The 16,634-nt window shown below is 64.2% G+C and carries 15 protein-coding genes; 14 read left to right on the top strand and 1 reads right to left on the bottom strand.

Going from position 1 to position 16,634, the window contains the following annotated elements; translation table 11 throughout:
- Nucleotides 1-234 precede the first annotated feature (234 nt).
- The 14 genes from ACODRX_RS01130 to gspD all read left to right on the top strand — a co-directional run bounded on the left by ACODRX_RS01130 (nt 235) and on the right by gspD (nt 15,793).
- Nucleotides 235-2,031, top strand: coding sequence for an O-linked N-acetylglucosamine transferase, SPINDLY family protein (locus tag ACODRX_RS01130; protein WP_488869170.1), 1,797 nt, complete (start codon nt 235-237; stop codon nt 2,029-2,031).
- A gap of 121 nt (nt 2,032-2,152) precedes the next feature.
- The gene (locus tag ACODRX_RS01125) at nt 2,153-3,961 is read left to right on the top strand and encodes an O-linked N-acetylglucosamine transferase, SPINDLY family protein (protein ID WP_488869168.1); all 1,809 of its coding nucleotides are present in this window, start codon (nt 2,153-2,155) and stop codon (nt 3,959-3,961) included.
- Between the two features lie 19 nt (nt 3,962-3,980).
- Nucleotides 3,981-4,529 carry a dTDP-4-dehydrorhamnose 3,5-epimerase gene (gene rfbC / locus ACODRX_RS01120; RefSeq protein WP_488869166.1) on the top strand — a complete coding sequence of 183 codons (549 nt, stop codon included), beginning with the start codon at nt 3,981-3,983 and terminating at the stop codon, nt 4,527-4,529.
- A 175-nt stretch (nt 4,530-4,704) separates the two neighbouring features.
- On the top strand, nt 4,705-6,438 hold the full coding sequence (gene gspE, locus ACODRX_RS01115) for a type II secretion system ATPase GspE (protein WP_488869164.1): 1,734 nt from the start codon (nt 4,705-4,707) through the stop codon (nt 6,436-6,438).
- Between the two features lie 180 nt (nt 6,439-6,618).
- Nucleotides 6,619-7,908, top strand: a complete 1,290-nt coding sequence (locus ACODRX_RS01110; RefSeq protein ID WP_488869162.1) for a type II secretion system F family protein — start codon at nt 6,619-6,621, stop codon at nt 7,906-7,908.
- Nucleotides 7,909-7,951: 43 nt separating this feature from the next.
- Nucleotides 7,952-8,410 carry a type II secretion system major pseudopilin GspG gene (gene gspG, locus ACODRX_RS01105; RefSeq protein ID WP_488869160.1) on the top strand — a complete coding sequence of 153 codons (459 nt, stop codon included), beginning with the start codon at nt 7,952-7,954 and terminating at the stop codon, nt 8,408-8,410.
- Nucleotides 8,411-8,442: 32 nt separating this feature from the next.
- A complete protein-coding gene (locus ACODRX_RS01100; protein WP_488869158.1) occupies nt 8,443-8,904 on the top strand; it encodes a GspH/FimT family pseudopilin in 462 nt (153 codons plus the stop codon).
- Nucleotides 8,901-9,311 (top strand): type II secretion system protein, encoded by a 411-nt coding sequence (locus tag ACODRX_RS01095; protein ID WP_488869156.1) that lies wholly within the window; start codon nt 8,901-8,903, stop codon nt 9,309-9,311. The genes ACODRX_RS01100 and ACODRX_RS01095 overlap by 4 nt, the downstream gene beginning before the upstream one ends.
- A gap of 2 nt (nt 9,312-9,313) precedes the next feature.
- Nucleotides 9,314-9,985, top strand: a complete 672-nt coding sequence (locus ACODRX_RS01090) for a prepilin-type N-terminal cleavage/methylation domain-containing protein (protein WP_488869154.1) — start codon at nt 9,314-9,316, stop codon at nt 9,983-9,985.
- A 53-nt stretch (nt 9,986-10,038) separates the two neighbouring features.
- A complete protein-coding gene (locus tag ACODRX_RS01085; protein ID WP_488869152.1) occupies nt 10,039-10,857 on the top strand; it encodes a type II secretion system minor pseudopilin in 819 nt (272 codons plus the stop codon).
- A complete protein-coding gene (locus ACODRX_RS01080) occupies nt 10,858-12,141 on the top strand; it encodes a PilN domain-containing protein (RefSeq protein ID WP_488869150.1) in 1,284 nt (427 codons plus the stop codon).
- Nucleotides 12,138-12,707, top strand: a complete 570-nt coding sequence (gene gspM, locus ACODRX_RS01075; RefSeq protein WP_488869148.1) for a type II secretion system protein GspM — start codon at nt 12,138-12,140, stop codon at nt 12,705-12,707. Before ACODRX_RS01080 ends, gspM begins: the two co-directional genes overlap by 4 nt.
- The gene (locus tag ACODRX_RS01070; RefSeq protein WP_488869146.1) at nt 12,704-13,315 is read left to right on the top strand and encodes a hypothetical protein; all 612 of its coding nucleotides are present in this window, start codon (nt 12,704-12,706) and stop codon (nt 13,313-13,315) included. The genes gspM and ACODRX_RS01070 overlap by 4 nt, the downstream gene beginning before the upstream one ends.
- A 30-nt stretch (nt 13,316-13,345) precedes the next feature.
- Entirely contained in the window at nt 13,346-15,793 is a 2,448-nt protein-coding gene (gene gspD, locus ACODRX_RS01065; RefSeq protein WP_488869144.1) for a type II secretion system secretin GspD, read from the top strand.
- 140 nt (nt 15,794-15,933) lie between these two features.
- Here the strand turns inward: gspD and ACODRX_RS01060 are convergent, their stop codons facing one another.
- On the bottom strand, nt 15,934-16,614 hold the full coding sequence (locus ACODRX_RS01060; RefSeq protein WP_488869142.1) for a hypothetical protein: 681 nt from the start codon (nt 16,612-16,614) through the stop codon (nt 15,934-15,936).
- Nucleotides 16,615-16,634: the final 20 nt, after the last annotated feature.

Raw genomic sequence — 16,634 nt, 5'->3', positions numbered from 1 at the left:
GCTGCACCACTGGCCTGGGCGCTTGAGAGGGGCCCGGCTGGACGCCGCTGGAAGTGGACCGGGTGCAAAACAGATCTGCGGGGAGGCAGTTCTGGCGTGCCGTGAGTCTCCTGGTTGCCCATCGATGCATGGGCCTGCGTTGGCGGATCCTCCACTTTGCACTGCCGCTGTCCGGGGGGGGCTTGGGGACAGTCACATATTCAGAGAAGAAAATCGATAGCTAGAGGTTTAGAGTTGGACAAAACGGTAGAGGTGCTGCTGAAAGACGGGGCGATGCTGGCCAAGACCGGTAATCTCGCCAAGGCGCAAAAGATTTTTGATGAGGTCATCCGCATCAGTCCGGGCAATCCGGCCGGGCTGCACATGGCAGCCATTGTGGCGAGCATGCAGGGGCGATTGCTGGAGGCAATCACGCTGCTCAATGGGAGCCTGCTTGCACAGCCTGAGGATGCCAAGGCCTGGGCGAATCTGGCGCGCATGGCACTGCAATGTGACAATCTGTCGGGCGCGGCGGTTGCGGTATCGATAGCCTGCAAGCTCGATTCATGCTATGGCGGGGCGCGGCAAATCCGGGAGCAGATACAGCGCCACCTGCAGGCCGCAGGCATGACGCTGGAGCAATATGCTGACCGTGCGTCCAGCATAGCGCCCGAAGCGCAGTATGTATGGATCGGCATACACGCAGCAGCACAAGCCATCTGCGATTGGACGCACCTTCCACGGATTGCCAGCGGCGTGCAGCAGAGCCTGGCGCAGGGCGAGCGTTTGATGAATCCGTTCAAGGCCCTGGCCTATGCCGATGATCCTGCCTTGCACCATGAAACCGCCGAATTGAATGCCCGGAACATGCAAGCGCTGGCGGGCATTATGCCCATGCGGCATAGTGCGCGCCGGCATCCGCGCATCCGCCTGGCTTACCTTTCGGCGGATTTCTACGAGCATGCGACCTCCTACCTGATGGCCGAGCTCTTCGAGCGTCACGACCGAACCCGCTTCGAGCTGATCGCCATATCGTGGGGGCCGAACGAGGATTCGCCCATCTTTCCCCGGTTGAAACGGGCGTTTGATGAATTCTGGGATGTGCGCGATTGCACCGCTGCGCAGATTGCGCAACGCATGGCGCAGGCCGAAATCGATATCGCGGTGGATCTCAAGGGGCACACCCAGGCCGCGAAGGCCGAGATTTTCCTGCACAAGCCCGCGCCCATCATCGTCAACTACCTGGGCTATCCCGGCACCATGGGCTCGGCGACATATGACTACATCATTGGCGATGCGGTGGTTACTCCTTTCGAGCATGCCCGCCACTACAGCGAGCATATCGTGCAGATGCCCAATAGCTACCAGGTCAACGACGGCCAGCGGGCGATAGCGCTGCAGGTGCCCAGCCGTGCGCAGGAAGGCCTGCCCGAACAGGGCTTCGTATTTGCTGCCTTCAACAATGTCTACAAGATCCAGCCTGCATTTTTCGGTGTCTGGATGAACCTGCTGCGCAAGGTACCGGGCAGCGTGTTGTGGCTGGTGTGCGAGCAAGATGTTGCGCGGCGCAATCTTCGCGCTGAAGCGCAATTGCGCGGTATCGATCCGGAGCGCCTGATTTTCGCGCACAGGGCGCCGCTGGCCCAGCATCTGGCGCGGCATGTCCATGCAGGTGTTTTGCTCGATACCCTGCCCGTGAATGCCCACACCACGGCCAGCGACGCGCTATGGGCGGGCATCCCGGTGGTGACCTGCATGGGCCAGGCATTTGCCGGCCGGGTGGCGGCGAGCCTGCTGACGGCGGTGGGGCTGCAGGAGCTGATCACCCACAATCTGCAGGACTACGAAGCCCTGGCGCTGCGCATCGCCCAAGACCCGGCATACCAGCAGCAGCTGTGCGAACATCTGAAGGCGGTGCGCCACAGCACCAGCCTGTTCGATGCGGGCAGGTTCGCGGCGGACGTCGAACTGGCGTATACCCATATGTACGAGCGCTGGCAGCAGGGGTTGCCAGCCCAGGCTTTTGCAGTAACCGATATTCAAAAAAGATAGCTGTTGCTGATGGCTGAATAATTTCTACTGCCCGCAGTCATTGCCGTATTGGCAGGCGAGCATTCAGCGTATGCTCCAAGAGATTCTGTAAACGATACAACCGGTTTTTATGCAGCCAGACATGATGCAGTTGCACGCCGTGCTCGTGGAGGGCGCGGCCTTGCAAAAAGCAGGGGATTGGGATACGGCTGACCAGCGCTATCGTTCGGTGCTTGCGCAAGTGCCGCACCATCCGCTGGCACTGCACCTGGCGGCAACGCTGGCCGCGGGCCGCAAGCGATTCGACGAGGCGATAGAGCTGTTCCGGCGCAGCCTGGCGACGCAGCCCGCCAACCCCGTGGCCTGGGGCGGTTTGGCGCAGGCCTGCCTGGAGACCGAGCAGGTCGAACAGGCCCGGGAGGCGGCGCGCAAAGCGATCGAGCTGGCGCCCCAGGTGGCGAAGAACTGGTACCTGGATGGCGCGGCGGCGCTGTCGGCCAAGGACTATGCGCATGCGGTGGCTGCCTTTGCCAAGGCCCGCGAGCTGGGGGCGGACGCCGGGCTGGGCGCTTTTATCCTGGGCATGGAGTGGGAGCTGGCGCAGCACACCTGCGACTGGCCGGCGCTGGAGCGCTGCGAGCAGGCCATGCGTGGCCAGGGTGGCGGGGTGCTGGCGCCATTCAGCGCGCTGGCGTTTGCCGACGACCCAGCCCTGCACCGGCGTTGCGCCGAGGGCGCGTTGCAGGGCCTGGCGCATGTCGAAGCTGCCAAAACGTTTGCCTATGGCGCGCATGGCAAGATCCGCGTGGCCTATCTGTCGGCGGATTTTCGTGAGCACCCGCTGCCCTACCTGATGGCCGAGCTGTTCGAGCGCCACGACCGCTCGCGCTTCGAGGTGATTGCCGTCTCCTGGGGGCCGGGCGAGGGCGATCCCATACGCGCGCGGCTGAAAAAGGGTTTCGACGAATTCTGGGAGGTGCGCGGCTGGAGCGTGCCGCGGATCGCTGCCCGCATGCGCGAGGCCGAGATCGATATCGCGGTGGACCTGATGGGGCATACCGGGTTGTCCAAGCTGGAGCTGCTCCTGGGCAAGCCCGCCCCTGTCGTCGTCAATTACATGGGTTTTCCCGGTACCACGGGCTCGACACTGCATGACTACATCATCGGCGATGCGGTGATCACCCCCTTCGAGCACGCCAGCCACTACAGCGAGCATATCGTGCAGATGCCGCATAGCTACATGGTCAACGACAGCCAGCGGGCGATAGCGCCGCAACTGCCCAGCCGTGCGCAAGAAGGCCTGCCCGAGCAAGGCTTCGTGTTCGCGGCGTTCAACAATGTCTACAAGATCCGGCCGGCGTTCTTCAAGGTCTGGATGAGCCTGCTGCGGCAGGTGCCGGGCAGCGTGCTGTGGCTGGTGTGTTCGGAGCCGATGGCGCAGCAGAACCTGCGGGCCGAGGCCAGCGCCTGCGGCATCGATCCGGCGCGGCTGGTATTTGCGCGCAAGGTACCGCTGGCCCAGCACCTGGCGCGGCATGCCCATGCCGGGCTGCTGCTGGATACCTTGCCCTACAACGCGCACACCACGAGCAGCGACGCGCTATGGGCGGGCATCCCGGTGGTGACCTGCATGGGCCAGGCATTTGCCGGCCGGGTGGCGGCGAGCTTGCTGACGGCGGTGGGGCTGCAGGAGCTGATCACCCACAATCTGCAGGACTACGAAGCCCTGGCGCTGCGCATCGCCCAAGACCCGGCCTACCAGCAGCGCCTGTGTGCGCACCTGAAGGCGGTGCGCCACACCACCAGTCTCTTCGATGCGGGCAGGTTCGCGGCGGACATCGAGGCTGCCTACCTGCATATGATCGAGCGTTGGCGGCAAGGCCTGCCAACCCAGGCTTTTGCCGTGGCCGATATACAGAAAACGATAGCGGCCAGCGTCCATTCAACCTAGCATTCACCAGAGTTTCCCTATGCAAGCCATTGCGACCAAAATCCCCGACGTCATCATCCTCGAGCCCAAGGTCTTCGGCGACGAGCGCGGTTTTTTCTTCGAGAGCTTCAACCTCCGTGCCTTCGATGCCGCGGTGGGCCGCCACTACGAATTCGTACAGGACAACCACAGCAAAAGCGGGCGTGGCGTGCTGCGCGGCCTGCACTACCAGATCCAGCAGCCCCAGGGCAAGCTGGTGCGGGTGGTCGAAGGCGCGGTGCTCGATGTGGCGGTGGACATCCGCAAGAGCTCGCCCACCTTCGGCCAATGGGTGGCTGTGGAGCTGACGGCGGACAACAAGCGCCAGCTGTGGGTGCCGCCAGGTTTTGCGCATGGCTTCGTCGTCCACAGCGAGACGGCGCAGTTTCTGTACAAGACCACCGACTACTATGCGCCCGAGCACGAGCGCTGCATCGCCTGGGACGATCCCCAGCTGGCCATCGACTGGCAGCTCGGCGGCATCGAGCCGCAACTGTCGGGCAAGGACCGGCAGGGCAAGCGCCTCGGCGAGGCGGAGTGCTTTGCATAGATTGTGAAAAATTGATAGCAGCTGGCGCTTATGGGGCAAGCGCTGGTGCGGAAAAACTGCAAAAGATCGCAAAAGCGGCGGCTTTTCCTGCAATTTGCGCGTTCTCCTCAATGTCTCCACAGGCTTCCAACTACACTATGGCGCTTGCTTTGGGCAAGCTCCCTGATTGCACCGCATGAATACCAGCGCCATTCTCGAACTAGAACCGATCCTCGCGTCCGAGCCCGCGCGGCCACGCCTGGGCGACATGCTGGTCGCGGCTGGCAAGCTGTCGCCGCGCGACCTGGAGCGGGCGCTGCAGGCGCAGCAGGAGATGGGCCATCTGCTGGGCCATGTGCTCACGCAGCTCGGCCTGGTGTCCGAGATGGACGTCATGCATACGCTGGCGCAGCAGCTGCAGATCCCCTTCGTCCAGGTGGCGGATTTCCCGCCCGAGCCGCCCGAGGTGCCGGGCCTGCTGCCCGAATTCCAGCACGCGCAGCACGTCTATCCGCTCAAGCTGGAAGACGGCGTGCTCGACGTGGCCATGAGCGCACCGCAGGATCCGTTCGTGCTCAAGGCCGTGCAGATGTCCACCGGCCTGGCCGTGCGTCCGCATCTGGCGCTCGAGGCCGATATCGAGAAAGCCCTGCAGGAGCCCGAGCCCGAGGTGGAAGAGGGCGAGGGCGGCAGCGATCTCTTCGGCGATGGCGTGGATGGCGGCGACTTCGTCGAGCACCTGAAGGACCTGGCCAGCGAGGCACCGGTGATCCGGCTGGTCAACAGCATCATCGGCCGCGTCACCGACCTGCGCGCCTCCGACATCCACCTGGAGCCCTTCGACGACGGCCTGCATGTGCGCTACCGGGTCGATGGGGTGATCCACCCGGGCGAGCTGGTGCCGCCCCGCCTGTCGGCGGCCGTGGGCTCGCGCGTCAAGCTCATGGCGCACCTCGACATTGCCGAGCGCCGCCTGCCGCAGGACGGCCGCATCAAGACCCGCGTCAAGGGCCGCGAGTTGGACCTGCGTGTCTCCACCGTGCCCACCGTGCACGGCGAAAGCATCGTGATGCGGGTGCTCGACCGCGCCAGCGTCCGCCTGCAGCTCGAAACCATGGGCTTCGCGTCGGACACGCTGGCCAAGTTCAACGAGCTGCTGGCCCGCCCGCACGGTATCCTGCTGGTGACCGGCCCGACCGGCTCGGGCAAGACCACCACGCTGTACGCGGCGCTGTCCAAGATCGATGCGGTGGAGAACAAGATCATCACCGTCGAGGATCCGGTCGAATACCAGCTCGACGGCATCAACCAGATCCAGACCCATGCGCAGATCAACCTGACCTTCGCCAATGCGCTGCGCTCCATCCTGCGCCAGGACCCGGACATCATCATGATCGGTGAAATGCGCGACGGCGAAACCGCGCAGATCGCGGTGCAGTCCGCGCTGACCGGCCACCTGGTGCTGTCGACCCTGCACACCAACACCGCCGCCGGCGCCATCACCCGGATGCAGGACATGGGCGTGGAAAGCTACCTCATCACCTCGTCCGTCAACGGCGTGCTGGCCCAGCGCCTGGTGCGCACGCTGTGCTCCAACTGCAAAGAGGAATACGAGCCCGGCGAAGAGGTGCGCAAGCGCTCGGGCCTGGCCCGCTTCAGCCAGGTGGGGCAGCCCGTCTACCGCGCCGTGGGCTGCAACCAGTGCCGCCAGACCGGCTACAAGGGCCGCACCGGCATCCACGAGCTTTTCGTGCTCGACGAGCCGATGCGCAATGCCATCAATGCCGGCAAGGATGCGAACGAGCTGTTCGCGCTGGCTTCGCACTCCGGCATGCTCAGCCTGCACGAGGATGGGCTGCGCAAGGTGGCGGCCGGCATGACCACGCTGGACGAGGTGGCGCGCGTCACGCAGGACCAGATCGATGGCTAGGAGGAACCTGTTGACGGCGTTTTCATGGGCTACGTTGCCCCGCAAAGGCTATTTTTGCGGGGCAACCCGAAGGGCATGGCCCCAGCGCCGCCGTGCTCGTCGTTGCTCGCCTGGGCCATACGCCTGTATGGCCAGCGGCGTGCGTCTAGATCACAACGGCGCTGAAGCCATGCGTACCTCATGAAAACGCCGTCAACAGGTTCCTTTGCCTGGCACGCCATCAATGCCGCAGGCGAGTCGGTGCACGGCACGCTGGAGGCGCCGAACGTCGCCCAGGTGCAAAAGCAGCTGCGGCTGCAAAAGCTCACCCCGGTGCGCATCGTCGACGCGGCCAATGCCGCTGCGCTGGCGCCGGCCGCCGGCGGCGGCAAGGCCGCCAAGAAGGAGGGCGCTGCCGCCCTGGTCAAGGCCAAGAGCACCAAGGCGCAGAAAGGCCCGGTCAAGCCGCCCGACATCCTGGCGATGACCTCCGAGCTGTCCATCATGCTCAAGGCCGGGCTGGCGCTCGACAACGCGCTGCGCGTGCTCATCGACATGAGCTACAAGGACAGCATGCGCACGCTGCTGCAGGGCATTCTCGAAGCCGTCAAGGGCGGCGTGCCGCTGTCCAAGGCGCTCACCCAGCACCATGAGCTGTTTGGCGACTTCTACATCAACATGGTGCGCTCCGGCGAGGCCAGCGGCCAGATGTCCGCCGTGCTGGAGCGCCTGGTCGAGCACCTGGAGCGCCAGCGCGCGCTCAAGGAAAGCGTGGTCTCCGCCACCATCTACCCGATGATCCTGGTGGTGGTGGCCATCCTGTCGCTGGTCGCCATGCTGGGCTTTGTGGTGCCGCAGTTCGAAAAACTCTTCAACGACCTGGGCGACGCGCTGCCCGCGCCCACCCGGCTGGTGATGATGGTGGGCCATGCCTTCCGCAGCTATGGCATGGTGATCGGCATCGTCGCGGTGCTGGTGATCTACCTGCTGCGCCGCTGGCTCAAGTCGCCCCAGGGCTCGCTGTGGTGGCAGACCCGCCTGCTGCGCCTGCCGCTGCTGGGCCGGCTGGCGCTCAAATACCAGCTCACGCTGTTCTCGCGCTCGCTGGGCACCTTGCTGGGCAACGGCGTGCCCTTGATCACCGCGCTGAACATCGCCACCGATACCGTGAGCAACCGCATCATCCAGCAGGAGCTGGCGCAGATCGCGCCCATCGTCAAGGAAGGCGGCCGCATGGTGCAGGCCATGAACACCACCACCGTCTTCGAGCCGCTGGCGGTGAACCTGGTGCGCGTGGGCGAGGAAACCGGCCGCATCGGTCCGATGATGCTGGAGCTGTCGAATATTTTGAACCGCGAGGTCGAAACCGGCATCAAACGGGCGCTGACCATGATCGAGCCGGTGCTGATCCTGGTGCTGGGCATGATGATCGCGGCCATCATCGTCTCGATCCTGATGGGCATCCTGTCGGTCAACGATCTGGCGGTGTAATCGGTTATTGGTTGATTCATTCCATTGAAAGGGGAGCCCTGACATGCAGGCCATCATTAAAAAATTTCGTTCCAACCTGCTGCAGCGCCGGGAGCGCCCCAGCCGGGCGCGCGGCTTCACGCTGATCGAACTGCTGGTGGTGCTGGCCATCCTGACACTGCTGGCCGGCCTGGTCGGCCCCAAGGTGCTGGGTGCGCTGGGCGGCGCCAAGACCAAGACGGCCGCGGTGCAGATCGCCGACTTGCAAAAGGCGCTCGACATCTTCAAGCTCGACGTGGGCCGCTACCCCACCAGCGAAGAAGGCCTGGATGCACTGGTCAAGGCGCCCGGCAGCGTGCGCGGCTGGAACGGCCCGTACCTGAGCGGTGGCGTGCCTTCCGATCCCTGGAACAACCCCTACCGCTACGCCAACAACGGCGGCCAGCTCGATATCGTCTCGCTGGGCTCCGATGGTGCGCCCGGTGGCGATGGCGAGGCCAGCGACATCCACAACACCAAATAACAGCGCTTGCGCACCACCTCGCCAGACGGCCCATGCGATCCACCCGCTCCCACCAGCAAGGTTTCACCTTGATCGAGCTGATGGTCGTGTTTGCCATCATGGTCCTGGTGGTGAGCATGGCGCCGGTGGCCTATGACCGGCTGCGCGATGGCGTGCAATACCGCGATACCGTGCGCAGCATGCTCAGCCAGCTGCGCACCGCCCGCTATGCGGCTGTCTCCGAGGGCCGGAATGTGCGCTTCGTGGTCAACCTGCAGGCCAAGACCTATGGCTTGAGTACCGGCATGCCCAAGGAACTGCCCGAGAGCGTCGTCGTGCGCACCACGGTGGCCGGCCAGGAGTTCGTGCCGGGCAGCGCCGCGTCGATTGCCTTCCTGCCCACTGGCGGCTCCACCGGCGGCAGTATCGAAGTCATCCGCAAGACCGGCGCCGGCACCCGCTTGCGGGTGGACTGGCTGTCGGGGCGCGTCACGCAGGAGCCGCTGTTCCAATGACGCGCCGATCCGCCCAGCGCGGCATGACCCTTCTGGAGTTGCTGGTGGCGCTGGCCATCATGGCCATTTCGCTGGGCATGATCTACCGCGCCACCGGCAGCAGCGCCCGCAGCGTGGGCGACATGGACAGCTACCAGTACGCGGTGCAGCTGGCCGAGTCGCTGCTGTCCATGCGCGACTCGGTCTACGAAAGCGGCTGGAACGACGGCGGCGACAGCAATGGCTACCGCTGGCAGATCCAGAGCGCACCCTACCAGACCGGCATCGAGGGTCCGAATATCCCCATGCTGTTCCAGGTGCGCATCTCGGTTGCCTGGAACCAGGGTGGCAAGCCGCGCAGCTTCGAGCTGGACACGCTGCGCGCCATGCGCCGTCCGCCCGATCCCGCCCTCAACCAGCTGCAATGACCATGGCAAGGGCTATTCGCAACCGCTCAGAGGGCGGCTTCACCTTGGTCGAGATGCTGGTGGCACTGGTGCTGCTGTCGCTGCTCATGCTCGGCCTGGCCGGAGCCATGGGCACCATGGGGCGTACCGAGGACAGCATCGACAACCGCCTGCAGCGCATGGATGAGGCGCGCGCGGGCGAGGACTTTCTGCGCAGCGTGCTCTCGCGCATCTCGGCCAAGAAGGTGCTGGCCTTGCAGCAGGTGGGCAGCGCGGCATATTTCTTCTCGGGCGAGCCGCAGGCCATGAGCTGGGTCGGTGTCATGCCGGCCCGCTATGGTGCTGGCGGCCGCTACCATTTCCGCCTGGCCATGGGGCAGTACCTGGGTGCCCCGGCCGTGGTGCTCAGTTTTACGCCATGGGTCGATGTGCAGACCATGCCCAACTGGGGCGCGGCCGAGAGCTACCCCATACTCACCCATGCCACCAGCCTGGCGTTCCAGTACCAGGACGGCAATACCGATCCGCCGGCTTGGGGGGCGCCCTGGGGCAATCCCAATGTGCTGCCGCAGGCGGTGCAGGTCGTCATGTCATCCGACCAGGCGGTGCTGCCGCCGCTGGTGGTGCAGTTGCGCGTGTTGCCGGCGGGTGATCCCCAGGGGGGCGGGGTCACCATCGGGGGGGTGGGAAGCTGATGCGGCGGGCAATCCCATTCCACGCCCGGCCCAGGGCCGGGCGCCAGCGTGGCATGGCGCTGATCGCCGTGCTCTGGCTCGTGGCTGCGCTCAGCATCATGGTCAGCGGCGTCAGCGGCGTCGTGCGCCAGGAGTCGCGGGTGCAGGCCGTCGCGCGGCAAAAGCTCGAAGCCCAGGCTCTGGGCGATGCGGCCCTGATGCTCGTGCTGCAGCAACTGGTGGCGCCGCCCCAGCCGGTGCAGCAGTGGACCGAAACCACCGTTGCCTTCAACGGCGTATCCATTCCGGTTGCCGTCATGCCACTCAGCGGCCTGATCAGCATCAACAGCGCTTCCCCGCAGCTGCTCACCGCGCTGCTCACCATCGGCGGCGGCCTGCCCGAGGGGGCGGCGCAGCAGATTGCCATCAACATCGTCGACACCCGCCAGCGCAGCGCGGCGGGTGGCGGCATGCCGGAGCGTTTCGAGGCCCCCGAAGACCTGATGCAGGTGCCAGGAGTCGATTACGACCTCTATGCTAGACTCGCGCCCTTGATCACGGCCGACTCCAACTTCGGCGGCGCTGGCGTCGATCCGATGGCGGCCCCGCCCGAGGTCTTGCAGATTCTGGCCGGCGGCAACCAGGCGGTGGCCGATCGTATCGCTGCCGCGCGCGCTTCGGGCCAGCCTGGCGTGGATACCAGCGGCCTTGATCCTAGCTTGGCCATGGGGGCATCCTTTCGCAGAAGATACCGCTTGAGCGCGAAAGTACCGCTGGCCGATGGCGGCACTTTCGTGGTGGAGCGCTCCGTCTATTTCGGCGGCCGTTCCCGCGACGGCCTGCCCTGGTACACCTTTGAAACCCGCCAGGCCATGCAGCCTGCGAGCAGATAAATGCCGGCACTATCCACAGAATCACGTTTTTTCGGGCTGGATCTGAACCAGTTCGGCGCCGAAGTCCGCCAGACCTGGCGCAAGGCCCTGCATTGGCCGCCGCTCAGCTGGCTGCGGCCCAGGCAGGCACTCCATCTGCTGGCCGCCGATGGCAGCCAGCGCCTGGTCTGGGAAGACGGCGTGCCGCTGGCCGATGGCACGCGCATGCAGACCGCCTTCCAGGCCATCGAGCTGCCCGAGGCGTTGATACTGCGCAAGCAGCTGCAGCTGCCGCCGCTCGATCCGCAGGACTGCGCCAGCGCCGCGCAGTTGGAGGCGCAGGCCATCAGCCCCTTCCCCATGGAAGACCTGCTCTGGGGCTATGCCGAGCAAAGCCGGGGCGACACCGCTGTGCGGCTGCAGCTCGCGCTGGCCTCGCGCAAGCAGATCGAGCCGTGGCTGCAGGGCAGGCGTGCCGCGATCACCCAGCCGAGCCAGCCGAGCCAGCCGGGCAAGAACCCTGCCGAGCCCGAGGTCTGGGCTTTCAGCCCCCAGGGGGTACCCATTGTTTTCCGCGGCTTTGGCGAAGCGCTGCGCGCCCAGGCGGCACGCACCCAAACCCTGCGCAATGCCGGCGGCGTGCTGCTGGCCGCGCTGCTGTTGGGCGCCATTGCGATCACTCCGGTACTGCAATTGCGCATGCGTGCGCTTGAGGGCTTGCAAGCCTTCAATGCCATGGCCGCCAAGACGAGCGATGTCGCGGCCCAGCGCGAGCAGCTCGTGCAAAGCGCCGATCAGGTAGGGGCTCTGGCCGAGCTGCTGGCCGAGCGCGTCGATCCCGTGCGGGTGCTGGGCATGCTTACCACCGAGCTGCCCGACGATACCGCGCTGCAGGCGACGCGCATCCAGAACAGCAAGGTCACCATCGGCGGCCTGACCGGCGACTCCTCGGCGCTGATGCAAAAGCTCAGCAACCGTGAGGGCGTCAAGGATGTCAAGGCGCCCAGTGCCGCCACGCGCCTGCAAGGCGCGACCCGGGAATCGTTCTCCATCGAGCTCACGCTCGACCCCAAGGTTTTCGGCTTCGTGCTCAAGCCGCCGGAGTCGGAGGCCGAGGCTGAGCCCACGGCGCCCGCCGCTGCACCGCAGGCACCCACCGCAGTTGCTCCGCAGGTGCCGGCCGCCGCGCCGCTGGCTCCGGCCGCATCCGCCGTCGCCCCTGTGGCTGCCGGGGCTGCCGCCGCACCTGCAACGGCATCTGCAGCCACTGCGCCTGCAGCGCCCCAAGGAAAACCACAGCCATGATTGCACCACCCACCCGCAGAGAATGGGCGATACTTGCCGCCACCCTGTGCCTGGTCCTGCTGCCCTTGATGGCATTGGGCGTCTATGTGTTCCAGAAGTACCAGCAGGCGCAGGCTGGACTGGCCGCAATGGAGCCGCGCTACGCCCGCCTGGCGGGGCTCGACCGGCAGCGCGATGAAATCGCGCAGATGCACAAGCGTGCCGCCGGCATTCGCGCAGCCTACGTCTATCCCGCCGCGCAAGATGCCGTGCAGGCCGGCAATGCATCCCAGCAGAAAGTGCGCGACCTGCTCAGCAAGGCGGGCCTGACCATCGTCAGCAGCCAGGTTCTGCCATCCAAGGAAGAAAAAGGCTTTGACCGCATTCCTCTTACCGTACGCGCCGAAGGCGAGCTGCTGGCCGTGAACACCGCGCTGTCCGTACTGGGCGAGCAGCTGCCCGTCATCTTCATCAATAGTGCCGAAATGGGCAGCCAGCTGCCATTGACCATGGGCGGCAATGCGCCCAAGACGGTACCCATCATCACGCTGCAGCTCAGCCTCAGCGTGTTGAGGGAGCGCAAATGAAACGCTACCTTGGCACCATCCTGATCGGCGTCAATGCCGCGTTGGCGGCCTTGCTGGCCTGGACCTGGTTCGGACTGGGCGGCCAGCGCAGCAGCCATTGGTCTGCGCCAGCGCCGCGCACCACCGACTACGAGGCCCTTGTGCCGCCGCTGGGCAAGCCCCAGCCCATGGACCAGCGCGAGTTCCTCGCCATGCTCGACCGCCCGCTGTTCTCGATCACTCGGCGCCCGCCGCCGCCCCCTCCGCCGCCATCGGCGGCTGGGGCCGAGCCGCCACCACCCGATCACCTGAGCACCTCGGTGCTCTCTGGCATCTATTCGGGCAACGGCATAGGCGGCGTGATCATCAAGTTCAACGGCAAGGACAAATCCGTGCCTTTGAATGGGCAGCTTGAGGGCTGGACACTCAAATCACTGGCTGACAACCGCGCTTATTTCACGAAGGGCGGCGAAACCCGCACCCTCACGCTGCAGATCGGCAAGCTGGGCAACACCGCTGCCACAGGCAAGGCGGCTGGCACTCCAGGCGCAAGCCAGAACCCTGGCGCTTCCGCGATGCCGTCGTCTCCTTCGCGGACAGTTCGCGCCACCGGCCGCAGATTCCGCTGAAACCGCGCCCAGCAACGAATTCCTGGACACATGATGACCACTTTCAACTTCGCTCGAAACACCATCGTTCTGGCCCTGGGCCAGATACTGGCGCTGCAAGCCGTTCGCGCCCAGCAGCCCGCAGAGATCCCGGTATTGCAGGCCCAGCCCATACTCGTCAATGCCCAGAAGGCGGATGAGGACCAAGACCGCGCCCTCGCCCCGCGCGTGCTGCGCGGCAACGACGAGATGGTCTCCGTCGCCAAGTCCGAGCCCATTCCCAAAGGCGAGCCGGTGACCTTCCGCTTCGAGGAAGCGCCCATTGGCGAGGTCGTGCGCACCATTTTGGGCGACATGCTCAAGCTCGACTACGTGCTGCACCCGCCGCTGCAAGGCACCGTCACCCTGACCACGCGCACCCCCATCGAGCCCGACAAGGCCGTCTTCCTGCTCGAAGCCGCGCTGCAGGCCAACGGCCTGGCCATGGTGCGCGATGCGCGCGGCACCTACCAGATCGGCAAGCCCGAAGCGCTCAAGGGCGTGACCGGCGCGGTGCGCATGGCCGGCGCCCCCGGCAGCATGGCGCCGGGCTACGGCGTCATCATCATCCCGCTGCAGTACATCGGCGCCAATGAAATGGCCTCCATCCTCAAGCCCATGGTGCCCGGCGAGGCCATCGTGCGCGTGGACACGGTGCGCAACGTGCTGGTCATGCAAGGCACCCGCACCCAGTCCGAAGGCTGGATGGAAATGGTCCGCACCTTCGACGTCGACCTGCTCAAGGGCATGTCGGTCGGCATCTACCCGCTCAAGTACGCCTCCATCGAAGAGGTTTCGTCGGCGCTGCAGATGGTCAGCGGCGGCGGCGCGGCCGCTGCGGGCCAGGGCGGCGCGGCCAGCGCCGGCGTGGCAGGGGGGGGCGCCGCGAACCGCGCCGCGCCGCAGCCGGCCCGGCCGGGTGCGGCGGGCACTACGCAACAGGCCAGCGGCAATGCGGCGGCGGCTGCCGCCGTGCTCAGCTCGCTGGGCGAATCCAATCCGCTGTTCGGCGCCATCCGCGTCATGCCGGTGCCTAGGCTCAACGCCATTCTGGTCATCACCCCGCGCGCCTCGTACCTTGACGAAGCCGAAAAGTGGATCCGCCGCCTCGATATTCCCAGCTCTGGCGGCGGCGAGCCCGATCTGCACATCTACCGCGTGCAGAACGGCAATGCGCAGCACCTGGCTGGGGTGCTGGGGGGGATCTTCGGTGGCATGGCCGGAGGCTCCGCCGGCAATATGACCAGTGGCGTGGCGCCGGGCCTGACGGGTACCAATACCGGGTTCAACAGTGGATTGGGTAGTAGCTTTGGCGGCGGCAGCAGCTTTGGCAGCAGTAGCAGCAGCTTTGGCTCCAGCAGCGGCCTGGGTTTGGGAGGGAGTCGCTTTGGGTCCAATAACAACAACAACCAGAACAACCGCAATCAGACGCAATTGCAGACCGCGACCGCAGCAACCATTGGCAATATCCGGGTCATGGCCGATCCGCTCAATAACACCATTCTGGTCTGGGGCACGGGTACGGAGTTCCGCAAGATCGAGGCAACCTTGAAGCGGCTCGATGTGCCGCCGGTGCAGGTGTTGATCGAGGCCAGTATTTTGGAGGTCACGTTGAATGACGCGCTGAGATACGGCGTGGACTGGATGTTCAACAATAGTTTGTCGGGAGGCGACTACAGAGGTGTTGGCGGTATTGGCGGTATGGCGGCCGGGGGGGTAGGTGGGGCACTTGCTAGTACCACTTCGAGCACTAATCCGTTGGTGCCGAGCGGGTTTAGTTACTCGCTACTCAATGGGGCTGGCATCATAAAAGCGCAGTTGCAAGCACTCGCAAGTAACACGGAGGTGAAGATGCTTTCCAGTCCATCTCTCATGGTGCTTGATAATCATACTGCAAACATATCAGTGGGTAATCAAGAGCCAGTTCAATCTGCAACGTACTACAACACCTCAGGTACTGCTTCTACTGTTAATTCCTACCAGTATGTAAATACCGGTGTTATGCTGAATATAACACCTTCGGTTAATTCTGGAAATATGGTGACCATGCAAGTGGATCAGTCAGTTATCGACAAGGGTGCAGCCGTGGATGACGCGACAAAGCAATACCCATTTCTGCAGCGTCAGGTAACGAGCAAGGTGGCGGTTCGTTCTGGCGAGTCTATTGTGATGGGGGGGCTGATTCAGGATAGTAAAACTAGTGGCAATAGTGGCGTTCCTTTACTGAAGGATATTCCCGTGCTTGGGAAATTTTTTAGCAGTACCAATGTTCAGAAAAAGCGTACAGAGCTGCTGGTTGTGATTACCCCCCGCGTTGTCCGAACGGATGTGGATATTCGTGAGGTGAGCGATGAGTTGCGCGACCGGCTGCGCGGGCTGGATCGCGATGATCTGCCTAATTCCAAGCCGCAAAAGCCTCAGCAATCTCGGAGCACGATACAACCATTGCCTGCTCAATGAAAATGTCCCTTGAGTTAAGTGCTTAAGCTAAATTTTATGTGGTCAAGGTGCTGATGAAAAAACCTGAGCCTTCGTATGGTGAGAGTCCAGGTTTATTTAGAGACTGATTTAAAAGTCTATATTTGGATGGATTTGTTGGGTCACAGTTTTTTTAATATCCATGCGGAGGATATTTTTGGCATTCCGGAAACCGAGTCACGAATATGACAGCCACCTCCCCATAGGGTTTGTCCAACCCGAGCCCACCCTGGCGGGGTATTGCTTGAACATGAGTATACGGTGTGTCCAAATTTATATGGATAAGTTGCGGGGTCCAGGTTTTGCCAGCGCATATAGCACCTGTTGTGGTAGGCGCCCCATTCAGTAGCAACCCAATGTGGGGTCGGCGGCTCTGAAATGCAACCGTATATTGCTTGAGGGCTGGGCGGTGGGGGCGGCGGATCCCCAAACTGCACCTGCTTTGGCGATCCTGGTATCTCGAAATGCGAGCCATCGCCCCTGATAAAGTAAAAATGCACGTTGTGCTTTTTGCCATCGATCAGATTGCTGGGGTAGCTGAACAGGCCGCTGAAGCCATGGTGTGAATGCCCGCCGCAGCGGTCACCCACGGCCTGCTCGCGCACATTGCCCGCGTAGATGGCGCCAAGGAATGGCCCGTCGTCGCGATAGACATGCACATACTCCTGGTGATAGGGCCAGGCCGAATCGCAGGCCCAGCCGGATGCGCCATTGGCATCCGCCCCATCGACCCATCCCTCATCCGCGGCATGGGCCACGGCGCAGGCGCCGGACAGCGCCACCAGTACAGTTAGCTTTTTCATGAATCACCTCCCGTTGATTT

It is taken from the genome of Comamonas sp. FG99 (assembly GCF_057808605.1).
Note: the sequence above shows the minus strand (reverse complement) of the source record. Positions and strands in the feature narration are given on the sequence as shown.

Excerpts from the sequence above, each read along its gene's own strand:
- ACODRX_RS01080 (WP_488869150.1), top strand. The coding sequence starts at position 10,858 with ATGCCGGCACTATCCACAGAATCACGTTTTTTCGGGCTGGATCTGAAC.
- ACODRX_RS01070 (WP_488869146.1), top strand. The coding sequence starts at position 12,704 with ATGAAACGCTACCTTGGCACCATCCTGATCGGCGTCAATGCCGCGTTG.
- ACODRX_RS01095 (WP_488869156.1), top strand. The coding sequence starts at position 8,901 with ATGACGCGCCGATCCGCCCAGCGCGGCATGACCCTTCTGGAGTTGCTG.
- gspE (WP_488869164.1), top strand. The coding sequence starts at position 4,705 with ATGAATACCAGCGCCATTCTCGAACTAGAACCGATCCTCGCGTCCGAG.
- ACODRX_RS01090 (WP_488869154.1), top strand. The coding sequence starts at position 9,314 with ATGGCAAGGGCTATTCGCAACCGCTCAGAGGGCGGCTTCACCTTGGTC.
- ACODRX_RS01110 (WP_488869162.1), top strand. The coding sequence starts at position 6,619 with ATGAAAACGCCGTCAACAGGTTCCTTTGCCTGGCACGCCATCAATGCC.
- gspD (WP_488869144.1), top strand. The coding sequence starts at position 13,346 with ATGATGACCACTTTCAACTTCGCTCGAAACACCATCGTTCTGGCCCTG.
- ACODRX_RS01060 (WP_488869142.1), bottom strand. The coding sequence starts at position 16,614 with ATGAAAAAGCTAACTGTACTGGTGGCGCTGTCCGGCGCCTGCGCCGTG.
- gspM (WP_488869148.1), top strand. The coding sequence starts at position 12,138 with ATGATTGCACCACCCACCCGCAGAGAATGGGCGATACTTGCCGCCACC.
- ACODRX_RS01125 (WP_488869168.1), top strand. The coding sequence starts at position 2,153 with ATGATGCAGTTGCACGCCGTGCTCGTGGAGGGCGCGGCCTTGCAAAAA.
- ACODRX_RS01085 (WP_488869152.1), top strand. The coding sequence starts at position 10,039 with ATGGCGCTGATCGCCGTGCTCTGGCTCGTGGCTGCGCTCAGCATCATG.
- rfbC (WP_488869166.1), top strand. The coding sequence starts at position 3,981 with ATGCAAGCCATTGCGACCAAAATCCCCGACGTCATCATCCTCGAGCCC.
- ACODRX_RS01100 (WP_488869158.1), top strand. The coding sequence starts at position 8,443 with ATGCGATCCACCCGCTCCCACCAGCAAGGTTTCACCTTGATCGAGCTG.
- gspG (WP_488869160.1), top strand. The coding sequence starts at position 7,952 with ATGCAGGCCATCATTAAAAAATTTCGTTCCAACCTGCTGCAGCGCCGG.